The sequence below is a fragment of the Flavobacterium album genome (assembly GCF_003096035.1).
Classification (GTDB): Bacteria; Bacteroidota; Bacteroidia; order Flavobacteriales; family Flavobacteriaceae; genus Flavobacterium; species Flavobacterium album.
On the sequence record NZ_CP029186.1, the window covers coordinates 1,382,794 to 1,395,703 of the forward strand.

At 47.6% G+C, this 12,910-nt stretch carries 11 protein-coding genes; 7 read left to right on the forward strand and 4 right to left on the reverse strand.

Annotated elements, in window-relative coordinates:
• Nucleotides 1-23 precede the first annotated feature (23 nt).
• The 3 genes from HYN59_RS05980 (at nt 24) to HYN59_RS05990 (ending at nt 2,196) form a co-directional block, all read left to right on the forward strand.
• Nucleotides 24-521 (forward strand): RDD family protein, encoded by a 498-nt coding sequence (locus HYN59_RS05980; protein ID WP_108777402.1) that lies wholly within the window; start codon nt 24-26, stop codon nt 519-521.
• Between the two features lies 1 nt (nt 522).
• Nucleotides 523-756: a hypothetical protein gene (locus HYN59_RS05985; protein WP_108777403.1), complete on the forward strand. Its 234-nt coding sequence runs from the start codon at nt 523-525 to the stop codon at nt 754-756.
• A gap of 99 nt (nt 757-855) precedes the next feature.
• Nucleotides 856-2,196: a deoxyguanosinetriphosphate triphosphohydrolase gene (locus tag HYN59_RS05990; protein WP_108779653.1), complete on the forward strand. Its 1,341-nt coding sequence runs from the start codon at nt 856-858 to the stop codon at nt 2,194-2,196.
• 77 nt (nt 2,197-2,273) lie between these two features.
• Here HYN59_RS05990 and HYN59_RS05995 read toward each other — a convergent pair whose 3' ends face one another.
• The 3 genes from HYN59_RS05995 to HYN59_RS06005 all read right to left on the reverse strand — a co-directional run bounded on the left by HYN59_RS05995 (nt 2,274) and on the right by HYN59_RS06005 (nt 5,726).
• Complete coding sequence (locus tag HYN59_RS05995; RefSeq protein ID WP_108777404.1) at nt 2,274-3,224, reverse strand: DUF3078 domain-containing protein; 951 nt, start codon at nt 3,222-3,224, stop codon at nt 2,274-2,276.
• 43 nt (nt 3,225-3,267) lie between these two features.
• Nucleotides 3,268-5,037: a 1-deoxy-D-xylulose-5-phosphate synthase gene (locus HYN59_RS06000; RefSeq protein ID WP_108777405.1), complete on the reverse strand. Its 1,770-nt coding sequence runs from the start codon at nt 5,035-5,037 to the stop codon at nt 3,268-3,270.
• Between the two features lie 86 nt (nt 5,038-5,123).
• A complete protein-coding gene (locus HYN59_RS06005) occupies nt 5,124-5,726 on the reverse strand; it encodes a hypothetical protein (RefSeq protein ID WP_108777406.1) in 603 nt (200 codons plus the stop codon).
• Nucleotides 5,727-5,789: 63 nt separating this feature from the next.
• Here HYN59_RS06005 and HYN59_RS06010 point away from each other — a divergent pair, with 63 nt between their 5' ends.
• Complete coding sequence (locus HYN59_RS06010) at nt 5,790-6,233, forward strand: nucleoside deaminase (protein ID WP_108777407.1); 444 nt, start codon at nt 5,790-5,792, stop codon at nt 6,231-6,233.
• A gap of 121 nt (nt 6,234-6,354) precedes the next feature.
• On the opposite strand, the gene HYN59_RS06015 is transcribed toward HYN59_RS06010, so the two are convergent.
• Nucleotides 6,355-6,552, reverse strand: a complete 198-nt coding sequence (locus tag HYN59_RS06015; RefSeq protein WP_108777408.1) for a hypothetical protein — start codon at nt 6,550-6,552, stop codon at nt 6,355-6,357.
• 183 nt (nt 6,553-6,735) lie between these two features.
• Here HYN59_RS06015 and HYN59_RS06020 point away from each other — a divergent pair, with 183 nt between their 5' ends.
• From HYN59_RS06020 to HYN59_RS18435, 3 genes are all read left to right on the forward strand, one after another.
• Nucleotides 6,736-12,237 carry an alpha-2-macroglobulin family protein gene (locus HYN59_RS06020; RefSeq protein ID WP_108779654.1) on the forward strand — a complete coding sequence of 1,834 codons (5,502 nt, stop codon included), beginning with the start codon at nt 6,736-6,738 and terminating at the stop codon, nt 12,235-12,237.
• Between the two features lie 115 nt (nt 12,238-12,352).
• Nucleotides 12,353-12,619, forward strand: a complete 267-nt coding sequence (locus HYN59_RS06025) for a hypothetical protein (protein WP_108777409.1) — start codon at nt 12,353-12,355, stop codon at nt 12,617-12,619.
• The gene (locus HYN59_RS18435) at nt 12,604-12,903 is read left to right on the forward strand and encodes a type II toxin-antitoxin system RelE/ParE family toxin (protein WP_108777410.1); all 300 of its coding nucleotides are present in this window, start codon (nt 12,604-12,606) and stop codon (nt 12,901-12,903) included. The genes HYN59_RS06025 and HYN59_RS18435 overlap by 16 nt, the downstream gene beginning before the upstream one ends.
• The last annotated feature ends 7 nt before the right edge of the window (nt 12,904-12,910 follow it).

Here is a 12,910-nt window from a genome sequence, read left to right on the forward strand (position 1 = left end):
TCCTTCTTTTTTACTTTTAACACATGAAAGACCCACTTTACTATCGTACCGACCTGCTTGCCACTAAAGGCCAGCGCCTTGCCAATCTTATTATTGATTTTATTTTCAGGTTCGTCCTGATATTCGCCTTTGGAATGCTAGCAGGTTTGCTGACAGCAGTTGGATATGACGGATTGTATATATGGATACAAAACCCGGGCACCTGGAGCGAATATCTTATCGAATGGGGCCTTTTGGTTGTGTACTATCTGTTAATGGAAATGACCACGCAGCGCACGATTGGCAAATTAATTACAGGCACGAAAGTAGTAATGGAAGATGGCTCGAAGCCGCCTGCGGGCACTATCGCTCTAAGGACGTTATGCAGGCTGATACCTTTTGACGCGTTTTCATTTTTAGGCGACAGGGGCTGGCACGACAGCATTACGCACACATACGTCGTAGATGTAAAGAAATATAATGCGGCTAAACATCTCGAAGATTCTTTTGCAGAGATAGGCAGCGAAATAAAATATCAGTAATATGGCAAAAGACGAAAAACCGATCTATACAGGCATCATCGAAAAAGATGAAGCCGGCAACTACTTCTGCGGCGAATACCTGCTGGATTACCGCCAGGTGGAAACCAAATTCCAACTTGGCGATAAAATATCGATTAAATCGATAATAGAGAACCCAAGCGACAAGAGCTATGCAAAATATCCTAAGAAATCAAAGGAGTTTTCGTTGGCGGATAAGAAGAAGTTTTTGAAATAATTTTTTAAAGGATTATTAGATATTGGATTTTTGGACTGCAAGATTGTACGTCTGGTCTTAAAGTCTAAAAATCTAAAAATCCAAAAGTCTAAAATAATGATGCAATGGGAACAGCTCCTGTCCTTAAAAAGGCAGGGCGATACAAGCAAGCGCCTGCGCAGGGAACAGGACGACACACGCCTTGGCTTCGAGGTGGATTATGACCGTATAATCTTCTCTTCGGCATTTCGCAGCCTGCAGGACAAGACGCAGGTGATCCCTTTGTCTAAAACCGATTTCGTACATACCCGCCTCACGCACAGCCTTGAAGTGTCGGTAGTGGGGCGCTCATTGGGCAGGCTTGTGGGTAAAAAGATTATCGAAAAGCATCCGTACCTCAGCGAGGTCCATGGGTACCAAATGAACGATTTTGGCGCCATTGTAGCCGCGGCGGCCTTATCGCACGATATCGGTAACCCGCCTTTCGGGCATTCGGGAGAGAAAGCTATCGGCGAATATTTCAAGACGGGCAGGGGGCAGCACTATAAAGAGCAACTGACCGACAAGCAATGGCAGGACCTCATCGACTTTGAAGGCAATGCCAATGGCTTTAATCTGCTCACGGCATCGCGTCCGGGTGTAGATGGCGGGTTGCGCCTTACGTATGCTACCCTTGGCGCTTTCATGAAATATCCGAAAGAATCACTCCCTAAAAAACCGACCGCTAATATATCCGATAAAAAATACGGCTTCTTCCAATGCGATAAGGAGTTTGTACAGGATGTAGCCAAAGAGTTGGGCCTGATCCCGAACAAAACCGGCGAGGATATCGGGTTCGAACGCCACCCGCTGGCCTATCTTGTAGAAGCGGCCGATGATATCTGCTATACGATAATGGATTTTGAGGATGGCATCAACCTTGGCGTGATTCAGGAAGAGTTTGCATTGGAATACCTCATCAAACTGGTGAAGGACAGTATCGATGCGGCAAAATACAATACGCTTACCACCAAGGAAGACCGTCTCGGTTACCTTCGCGCCCTCGCCATCGGGAGCCTGATAAACGATGCTGTCAACGTATTCCTCGAAAATGAAGAGGCGATATTACAGGGGAAATACCCTTATGCCCTTACCGACCAGGGGAAATATACCGCACAGATGAACGACATTATCAAACTGAGCATAAAGAATATTTATCAAAGCCGCGAGGTGGTTGAGAAGGAAGTTATAGGCTACCGCATTATTGCTACGCTGCTGGATACGTTCTGTACGGCCTACAATAACAAGTTCGACGGGGCTTCCGGCAACTATGACAACCTGGTGCTAAAGCTGCTTCCCGAGAAATTCGTTACCGAAAAAATGAGCCTGTACGACCGCCTGCTACACATCTGCCACTTTGTGTCGACCCTGACGGATGGCAAAGCGGTAATGCTGTATAATACGATAACAGGAGCGAAATAGAGATTGTTAGATTGCTGGATTTTAGACTGTTAGGCATGACGCATAGTCTTGCAGTCTAAAATCCAATAATCTAAAATCTAAAAAGTATAGCTCAGCCCTACACCCAGCATCTGCTTTAGCTGTATTTTCGGTCCAACCTGCACCACGGTACCATTCACTTCTTTGGTAGCTTTTACGTCATCGTCGTAAATAATATTGGTGCCGATGTTGGCTTTTACATATTGGTTTACAGTCATATCAAGCTGTAGCTGCCAGTTCACATCAATATTCCCGAAATTGTTCAGGTAATCGGTGTATAATGTTATCCGGTTGTCCAGCATTATATTCTTGAATACCTGCCTCTTTATATTATTGGTAACCAATATACCCACTTCTGTACGTGATCTTTTTCCGTGCGTGATGATATTCCCGTCGGCATCTCTTACCGCCTTATCTACCCCAAAAGCCCCTGCATCGGCAAGATCCTGGTTAAGCACGAGCGTTGTTTTGTCGGTCAGTGGCGAAAAATAAGCGGTCAGCCCAAGATCCTTGCGGATGTATTCACTCCCGACCCCAAGGAAGATGTAGGCAGGCGCAAAAGGCCCGGATATTTCTTTAGTAGTATTCGGATACGCATAACCATTGGCAAACTGCGTCTGGAAATTGAATTTGGCACTGTAATACCAATTGGAAAGGGTGTCCTTCCGATAGCCGAATGTAGAGTTAAACTGCACCTGGTCGTCAGTCTTGCGTGTTTCCTGGCCTTCCTGGCTGTTAAAGCCGTATTTCAGGATAAGCTCGTTGAGCCAGTTCACATTTTTCCGTACATACTTCCGTGTGAAATTGGCTTTTCCAAGTATTGTTACCGAGTTGTTACCCCCTACGCTCCAGTTGACAAACGATATCTGGTTGATGTCAAGCCCGAGCGCGTTTGTCTTTTCCCAGTAGGTAATAGAGTCGGGAACGGTAGTCGTGATAAGCACCTGCGAGCGGGATATTTGCGTAAAGGCAATAAGCAGTAAGGCGACAAAGCAGGCTTTAGTCTTCATTGAAACGGGCTTTAGTTGAATTGCGGTGCAAAAATCGGTAATTTCAGTAACCTGAAAAAATATCCTGTAAGGAATTAACGTCAATACCACAATAATGTTGCAATTGCTTAATTGTCCCGTGTTCGACGAACGTGTCAGGAACGCCCAGCATTCTTATTTCTTTTGAATAATGATGCTTTGCCGCAAATGTGGCAATGCTGCTCCCGAAGCCTCCGCTGATGGCGCCGTCTTCGATGGTGATGAGCTTTTCGTAGGTAGTGAAAATAGTGTGCAGCAGCGTTTCGTCAAGCGGCTTTACAAACCCGAAATCATAATGGGAAAACAGGCCGGCATTTTCTGTTTGCGCCAATGCTTTTATTACGTTGTTGCCAATAGTCCCGGTAGAAAGTATGGCAACCTTTGAGCCACCTTTCAGTTGATGCGCTTTCCCGATCTCAATTTTTTCAAAAGGCTTTTGCCAGTCGGTAGATTCACCTCTCCCGCGTGGGTAGCGTATCGCAATGGGGTGCTCCAGGCCCAGTTGTGCTGTATATAAAATATTGCGCAAAGCCACTTCGTTGAGCGGTGCGTAGATGATGAGGTTCGGGATGCAGTTCAGATAGGCCAGGTCGAACACGCCATGGTGGGTAGCGCCATCCTCGCCCACCAGCCCTGCCCTGTCGAGGCAGAAGATTACCGGCAGGTTCTGCAGCGCCACATCGTGTATCACCTGGTCGTAGGCGCGCTGCAGGAAGGTAGAATAGATGTTGCAATACACGATCATGCCTTGCGTTGCCATCCCTGCCGCAAGCGTTACAGCATGTTGCTCGGCAATGCCTACGTCTACAGCCCTTTCGGGAAAAGCCTCCATCATGAACTTCATCGAACTTCCCGATGGCATGGCGGGCGTAATGCCGATTATTTTGTTATTTTTTTCGGCAAGTTCTACTATCGTCAACCCGAAAACATCCTGGTATTTAGGTGGAAGCCCTTCTTCGGCTATAGCTAAAATCTCGCCCGTAAGCCGGTCGAATTTTCCCGGAGCATGGTATTTCACCTGGTCTTCCTCAGCCTGTTTCAGTCCTTTGCCTTTGGTGGTAATGATATGCAGGAAACGCGGCCCCCTGAGGGTCTTCTGGCGTTCCAGTTCTTTTAGCAGTGTTGGAAGGTCATGCCCGTCGATAGGCCCCGAATAGTCGAAATTAAGCGACTTGATCATGTTATTGTCGCGCGGGTTGCGGCCTTCCTTTACATCGGTAAGATAGTTCTTCAGTGCCCCCACGCTCGGGTCGATACCGATTGCATTGTCGTTGAGGATAACCAGCAGGTTGGCATCGGTCACACCGGCATGGTTCAGTCCCTCGAACGCCATACCCGATGCTATACTGGCATCACCTATCACTGCAATGTGTGCTTTATCCGGATCACCTTTAAGCTGCCAGGCAATAGCCATACCCAGTGCCGCTGATATGGAGGTGCTGGAATGGCCTGTGCCAAAGGTGTCGTATTCGCTCTCACTGCGTTTCGGGAAACCGCTGATGCCGCCTAACTGGCGATTGGTGTCGAAGATGTCTTTACGGCCCGTGAGTATCTTATGGCCATACGCCTGGTGGCCCACATCCCATACAAGTAAATCTTCAGGGGTATTAAAAACATAATGCAGGGCAATGGTAAGCTCGGTCACGCCGAGGCTTGCCCCAAGGTGGCCTTCTTTAACCGAAACAATATCAATAATAAATTCGCGCAGTTCTTTAGCAAGCTGCGGCAATTGTTCGGCGCTGAGTTTCCTCAGGTCGGATGGATATTGTATATGTTGGAGTAAGCTGCTTGCCATGTTCTGTGTAAGAAAAACAAATTTACGATATTTTGATGGAACACCGTTTTTCCATTTCGACCAGCGGGAGAAATCTCTATAAAGTTTTATTCCCTTACTTTCTGCGGAGGCGGAAAAGAATCTATTTTCGGGCTCACAACAATATCACCCATCATTGGCGAGTCATCAGTAGGTGGTAAGGGTTCAACCGCTACAGCACCGGTAAGATGCGCTTCCTTATTGCTCACTACATGTACTCCAGACCCGCATGATTTCTTTTGAGGCTGAGGCGGGAGGCTGTCAGGAATGGCGATTATGCCAACCGTATGCCTCATCTCTGTGTCATCAACAGCACTACTGTCTTTCTCAATAGCCACCTCACCGATCTTCTGCCCGTTATTGCAGCTAAGCAATGTAGTGCCCATTGTTACCAACAGCGCCAGCAGGAATACATTCCTGAACCTTGTCTGGGTATACAAAACCTTTTCCGGAATGGTAATTGTGAACTTATCTAGCTGGCCGGAGGTAAACCGTCCGCATACTTTCTGGCCGCTGTTGGCCAGCAGGTAGCTTTGTATTTCAGTGGCGCTCATCCCGGTAAAGTCGGTTACAGTTTTGGCACATTGCCCGCAGAAGCGCCCCTGCTCGTTGGGTGTCATGGCAGTCCAGTCTTCGTGGCAGGGCTTCGGGATGGAGATCTTATAGTCCATAAGGTGAGAAAATTGCTTGTAAAGGTATAACGGGATTAATTGGCAGAATCGTATTTTTGTTTTATGGAAAACATCTTCACCGACGAATATTTCATGAAAAAAGCCTTCCAGGAGGCGCAGGCCGCTTTTGATAAAGGCGAAATACCCGTTGGGGCTGTCATTGTAGTTGATAACAAAGTAATTGCCCGTACGCACAACCTCACTGAAATGCTTACCGATGTCACTGCCCATGCCGAAATGCAGGGCATCACGGCAGCTGCCAATTTCCTGGGCGGGAAGTACCTCACGGGATGCACGCTGTATGTTACCCTTGAGCCGTGCCAGATGTGCGCCGGGGCATTGTACTGGAGCCAGATATCCAAAATTGTTTTCGGCGCTACGGACGACCAGCGGGGCTACCGTGCCATGGGCGGGAAGCTGCATCCGAAAACGGTGGTTATCGGTGGTATTATGGAAGAGGAATGCGGTAATTTAGTAAAGGATTTTTTTAAGCAGCGTAGAAAGTAATTTGAAACGCGGATGACGCGGATTTAGGCGAATTATCACGGATTTCAACAGGGGATACAGCTAATCGGCAGGAGTATTACGTCCCGTCACCCTCTCCTTGGGAGAGGGCCGGGGTGAGGACTTAAATAACGTAAAATACGATGTTTACGACCGCGTGAAGGATAGAGGCGATATCCTGTTGAGCCTGCCTGCCGCCAAAGGCAGGGCACGAAGCAGATAAAGCCGACCCGAGGTTGAAGGCCGAATTGGCGAAGCAAAGCCTGACGGCGAAGAGCAGCGGAGCCGGCACGCCCAAAACATATTTCCGGCCTTTTTTCAAAGTGATTTTTCACATCTAATTATTTGATAATCAAATAAATAAAAATTTAAGAAAAATTTGACATTTTATTTGAAATAATCTATAATTTTAATGCAATATTTACTTCATATTCTTAGTTATAGCGTCAAATAAGTGTCACATAATTAGTCTCTTAACCATAACCAAAACCAACCTATGAAAACCATGAAACTGGTGCTGTACTTTACAGTCATCACATTGCTTCTGCATTCCTGTTCCAAAGACTCAGGAAAAGATTTCGATTCAGACTATACATTGTATAGGGAGTACATTTCCAGCTTTTCATCGGGTATAATTTCAACAAAGGCAGACATCCAGGTAGGACTCGCGTTCACCAAAAAAGAATGGCAGGTTGGCCAGGAGCTCGACAGCGATTATTTCTCTGTTTCGCCAAGTGTGGAAGGCAAAGTCTTCTTCCTTGAAGGCGATATGCTTGCGTTCCGCCCCAATAAAAGGCTGGATCAGGATACCGAATACCGGGTTACGCTCCACCTCTCCAAATTTATAAATACGCCTTCCAACCTTTCCGATTTCAACTTCCGGGTAAAGACCCAGAAGCAGGATTTTTTGGTCACAACACAGGACCTGCAATCCTACAACCGCGACTGGCAGTACCTTAACGGCAGCCTGAAAGCCAGCGATTATATGGATATGGCTACAGTTAAAAAGCTCGTGACTGCCGAACAGGAAGGCCGCAAGCTTCCCGTGCGTTTTGACGGCAACACAACAGGCGGCGCCGAATTCCACCTTATTATAGACAGCATCCAGCGGAAGGCACAGAACAGCAAAGTTAAGATCAGCTGGAATGGCAAGCCCTTCAATATCGAAAGGGAGGGCTCGGAATTTTTTGAGATTCCCGGCAAGGATAATTTCAAGGTGCTGAACATGCAGCCTGCTGAAGGCGACAACCAGACGCTGCTCATCAACTTTAGCGACCCTATAAGGAAAGACCAGGATTTCAGCGGCCTTGTAGCAGTTGAAAGTATAGAGAACCTGAAATATGCAGTGGACGGCAACCTTCTGAAAGTGTTCTTTGCCGAACCGCTCAATGGGACTTTTACTGTAGAAGTTTTCCAGGGTATTGAAAGTGAAGACGGATTTAAGACCAAAACCTCATTTACAGAAAGGGTATTATTTGAGCAACTCAAGCCTGAAGTGAAATTCCTGAAAAGCGGGACGATACTGCCGTCTTCGAGCAACCTGAAGATTAATTTCCAGGCGGTGAACCTGAGCGCGGTGGATGTGAAAGTGTACCGTATTTTCGAAAATAACGTGATGCAGTTCCTTCAGGACAATGATATCGAGAGTGGCTATGGCCTGCGCAACGTTGCATTGCCGGTAGCTAAGACCAAGCTCGTGCTAAACACCAATAAAATGGTCAACTACGCCAAGTGGAACTCCTTCGCGCTTGACCTTTCCAAGATCATCAAGCCGGAACCGGGTGCGATTTACCATATCGAGATGTCGATGCGCAAGTCGTATTCACTATATAAATGCGATGACAGCGGAACCGTTCAGCAGGCAGATGCCGAAGAGGAAGAGGACGACGACGAGGAGGAAGATTTCACCGAATATGACGACGGCGAAAATGACTACTATAATTATGACTACGACTGGGATCAGCGCGAAAACCCGTGCAGCAACTCGTACTACTACGACAGGCAGGTACAAACCAACGTACTGGCCAGCGACCTGGGCGTTATAGCCAAAAAAGGCAAGAACGACAGCTTCTTCTTTGCGGTGGCAAGCATAACGACTACCGAAGTTGTTGCGGGCGCGAAGGTGGAACTGTTCAATTACCAAAGGCAAAAGCTGGCTTCAGGCACTACAAACAGTGAAGGTACGCTGATGTTGAGTTCTGATAAAAAGCCGTATTTCGCCATTATCAAAAAAGGCACGAATACTACGTATGTGAAGCTCGCCGACGGCAGTTCGCAGTCGTTGAGTAATTTTGATGTAGATGGCACCGAGCTCCAGAAAGGATTGAAAGGATTTATCTATGGCGAGCGCGGCGTGTGGCGTCCCGGCGATACTTTGTTTTTAGGCTTTATATTAAATGACAAAGAAGCCAAGCTGCCGCCATCGCACCCGATAAAACTGAGGCTGAGCGACCCCAGCGGCAAAATGACGTTCCAGGCGATGCAGACCTACAACCAGAAGAACCACTTTAAGTTCGTAGTACCTACGCAACAGGGCGCGCCAACAGGCAACTGGGAAGCGATGATATCGGTGGGCGGAGCGCATTTTTACAAAAGCATCAAGATAGAGACCATCAAGCCAAACAGGCTCAAGATAAAGAACAGTTTTGAGGGCAAGACCATTTCGGCTTCCGCCCAAAATACGGGCAGTGTACAGGTAATGTGGCTGCATGGCGCTATTGCGAAAGACCTCAAGGTGGAAATGCAGGCCAAGTTCCTGAAACAGAAAACGGAGTTCAAAGGATATTTCAATTATATATTCGATGACCCTACACAGGATTTCAGTACCGAAGAAGTGAACATCTTCTCGGGCAAGACCGATGCCAATGGCGCGGCGGTGGTTACGCTTCAGCCGAAACTACAGTCGCGTGCGCCGGGCATGCTGAAAACCGCCATCATTACCAAAGCCTATGAAAAAGGTGGCGACTTTAGTACCGACGTAATAACGGCAAGTTACTCACCGTATGATACCTATGTGGGCGTAAAAATGCCGCAGCCGAACAAATACGGTATGCTCGAAACCGGCAAATCGAACAGGTTTGACGTAGCCACCGTAAACGAGAAGGGCCAGGCGAAAGGCTCACGGAGATTGGAAGTAAAAATTTACAAGGTAGACTGGCGCTGGTGGTGGGATGCCTCGGGTGATGACCTGTCGGCCTATAGTTCGGCGACGTCCAATTCACCGGTATTCTCAAGGCAGGTTGTTACCGACGGTTCGGGCAAGGGCAGTTTCAACTTTTCCGCTGAAGAAGAGGAATGGGGTCGTTATCTCGTGCGTGTAACCGATGTTGAAAGCGGGCATTCGTCAGGGGAAACTGTGCTTATAGATTCCCCTTCATGGTCAGGGCGCTCACGTAATAGCACTGGTGAGGAAGCTGCCATGCTGATGTTCAGTACCGATAAGCAAAAGTATGCCGTAGGCGAAAAAGCCACTATTTCCTTCCCGTCAAGCGAGGGCGGAAGGGCGTTGGTATCATTGGAAAATGGCTCGAAAGTGGTGGAAACCTACTGGGCGCCGACTAAAAAAGGCGAAACACAGGTAACCATCCCTATAACCCCGGAATTGGCGCCGAACGTGTACATACACATCACGCTGTTGCAGCCGCATGCTACAACCGCAAACGACCTGCCTATCAGGATGTATGGCATAGTGCCTATCGAGGTGGTGGATAAAAATACCCTGCTGCAGCCGCAGATAACCATGCCTGCCGTACTCAAGCCGGAGCAGAAGACAACGATAAAAGTCAGCGAGAAATCAGGCAGGGCGATGACCTACACGATTGCTATTGTGGATGACGGATTGCTCGATCTTACACGCTTTAAGACCCCGAATGCATGGGACAGCTTCTATGCGAAGGAAGCCCTGGGCGTGAAGACATGGGATATCTATGACGATGTGATAGGCGCGTATGGCGGGCAGGTGAACCAGGTATTCAGCATCGGTGGTGATGCCGATATGGGTGGTGGCAAAGCTAAAAAAGCCAATCGCTTTAAGCCGGTAGTGATTTACCTCGGGCCATATACCATTGGCAAAGGCGAGACAAGGGTACACGATATCAAGCTGCCGAAATATGTAGGCTCGGTGCGTACAATGGTGGTTGCCGCCAATGCCGACTTCAGTGCGTATGGTATGGCAGAGAAGACCACACCGGTACGCAGCCCGCTGATGCTGTTGGCCTCGCTTCCGCGGAAAGTGACTCCGAAAGAGAAAGTAACGCTTCCGGTAACGGTATTCGCCATGGAAAGCCAGGTGAAGAATGTAACGCTGCAGCTGAAAACGAATAACGGCTTCCGGGTGATTGGCAAGTCCACACAAAACATAAGCTTTACGAGGCCGGATGAGAAGGTTGCGTATTTTGACCTTGAAGTGAACGACCTCACCGGAATAGGAAAAGTGACCGTAATTGCGACATCCGGCAAGGAAAAAGCAAGTTACGATGTAGAGCTCGACATCATGAACCCGAACCCTGTAACCACGATGTATAAGGAAGTCGTTTTAGAACCGGGCAAGTCGGCTAAGATAGACTGGGCATCCTTTGGCGTAGCCGGAAGCAACAAGGCCAGGCTGGAAGTATCGTCATTCCCGTCTATCGACTTTAACCGCAGGCTGGATTACCTGATACAATACCCGCACGGCTGTGTGGAGCAAACCACTTCGAGCGTGTTCCCGCAATTGTACCTGGCAGATATTGCCGATATCGACCTGACGAGGAAGAATAAGATACAGAAAAACGTAACAACAGCGATACAGAAATTATCGCAGTTTCAGGTAGCCGACGGCGGCTTTGCCTACTGGCCGGGGCAATCCGACCCAGACGACTGGGGTTCGAGCTATGCAGGGCATTTCCTTGTGGAAGCGGAGAAAAAAGGCTATGCGCTGCCGATGAACATGAAAAAACAATGGCTGCAATACCAGCAGAAAAATGCAAGGCAGTGGCGCTACAATCAGGGCTACCACAACGACTTCGCGCAGGCCTACAGGCTGTATACACTGGCACTGGCCGGTTCACCTGACCTGTCATCTATGAACAGGCTCCGGGAAACAGCAGGAATATCGAACGAGTCGAGGCTAAGGCTTGCTGCGGCGTATGCTTTGGCAGGGCAAAAGAATACGGGCCAGGCGTTGCTAAGTCAAAGCACGCTTGAAGATACCGGTACTGATTACAGCTATTATTACTATGGCTCGGCTGATCGCAACAGGGCAATGGCTCTGGAAACGCTGGTAATTTTAGGCCAGAAGGAAAAAGCATTCGGCATGGCGGCCAAGCTGGCAAAACAAATGTCATCCAGCCAGTGGATGAGCACTCAAACCACAGCCTACTGCCTGTATGCGATGTCGAAATTTGCACAGCTGAACGGCCCGAAAGGCATTGATATCAGTTATACGAATAAAGGCAAGACACAGGCGATAAGCACCGCCAAGACCTTTGCCGACAGGGCGCTGGAACTAAGCCCGAGCAATAGCGTGACCCTCAAGAACAACAAGCAGGGAACGCTTTATGTAAAAGTGGTATACAGCGGCATATTGCCGGTAGGCCAGGAGCAGACCGAAGAACGCGGATTTAAGACCAATATCACGTTTAAAGACAGGGGCGGTAAGGTTATCAATCCATCGTCGCTGGCGCAGGGGACCGAGTTTGTAGCCGAGGTGACCATAAGCAATACCAAAGGCGAGAGCGTGGACAATGTAGCGCTTACGCAGATCATCCCATCGGGTTGGGAAATTGTGAATACAAGGTTTACCGACTTTGGCAGCTTTGCAGAGAACAACGTAGACTACACCGACATCCGCGACGACAGGACGAACTTCTATTTCTCGCTGAAGCACAATGAGACCAAGGTGTTCCGTATACTACTCAATGCGTCCTATCCGGGCAGCTATTACCTGCCGGGCGTACAGTGTGAGGCGATGTACGACAACTCGTTCCTGGCTCGGACTAAGGGCCAGTGGGTGCAGGTAGTGAAGTAGTATTTTAGGGCATTTGTCATTCTGACGAAGGAAGAATCTCTAAGTTATATATTTAGAGATTCTTCACTCCATTACTCTTCGTTCAGAATGACATGCGCTTTAAAAATTTGTATATTTGAAAATTAAAGATATTGTTATGGAAGCTTATAAATTGAGGGAAAAAATTCTTCGCGAAGTTAATGATGCAGACGAAATACTATTAAGGGTAATGGACGATGCTATTGAAGCTTATCATCATACGCAGTTTCCCATGGTATCCGAGCCTATATCTATTGAGCAATATAATAGGGAACTGGATATTGCAGATGAACAAATTGCTAATGGTGACATATTTACTCAGGAAGAAGTTAGTGAGATTATTAAGCGATGGGGAAGAAGGTAGTTTGGACACGTGTTGCCATAGAACAACTATCTGACATTCATGAATACATCTATAATACCACAAAATCGTTTCGGATTGCAGACAATGTTATTCTTCAAATTCAGAACTCTTCCGAAATACTCAGCAATAATCCTGAAATCTATCCATTAGACATCTATAAACTTAGAAATAATGGCAACTATCGTGCATACGAAATTTTCCATTATAGGATTTCATACAGAATAGAAGAACAAATTTATATTACTTCACTCAGGCATACCAGTCGTGTTCCAAAATTATATTAATAACATC

Bases quoted from the DNA above. Each gene is read 5' to 3' on its own strand.
- HYN59_RS06000 (WP_108777405.1), bottom strand. From the start codon at position 5,037: ATGGCAAGCAGCTTACTCCAACATATACAATATCCATCCGACCTGAGG.
- HYN59_RS05980 (WP_108777402.1), top strand. From the start codon at position 24: ATGAAAGACCCACTTTACTATCGTACCGACCTGCTTGCCACTAAAGGC.
- HYN59_RS05990 (WP_108779653.1), top strand. From the start codon at position 856: ATGCAATGGGAACAGCTCCTGTCCTTAAAAAGGCAGGGCGATACAAGC.
- HYN59_RS06010 (WP_108777407.1), top strand. From the start codon at position 5,790: ATGGAAAACATCTTCACCGACGAATATTTCATGAAAAAAGCCTTCCAG.
- HYN59_RS18435 (WP_108777410.1), top strand. From the start codon at position 12,604: ATGGGGAAGAAGGTAGTTTGGACACGTGTTGCCATAGAACAACTATCT.
- HYN59_RS06020 (WP_108779654.1), top strand. From the start codon at position 6,736: ATGAAACTGGTGCTGTACTTTACAGTCATCACATTGCTTCTGCATTCC.
- HYN59_RS05985 (WP_108777403.1), top strand. From the start codon at position 523: ATGGCAAAAGACGAAAAACCGATCTATACAGGCATCATCGAAAAAGAT.
- HYN59_RS05995 (WP_108777404.1), bottom strand. From the start codon at position 3,224: ATGAAGACTAAAGCCTGCTTTGTCGCCTTACTGCTTATTGCCTTTACG.
- HYN59_RS06005 (WP_108777406.1), bottom strand. From the start codon at position 5,726: ATGGACTATAAGATCTCCATCCCGAAGCCCTGCCACGAAGACTGGACT.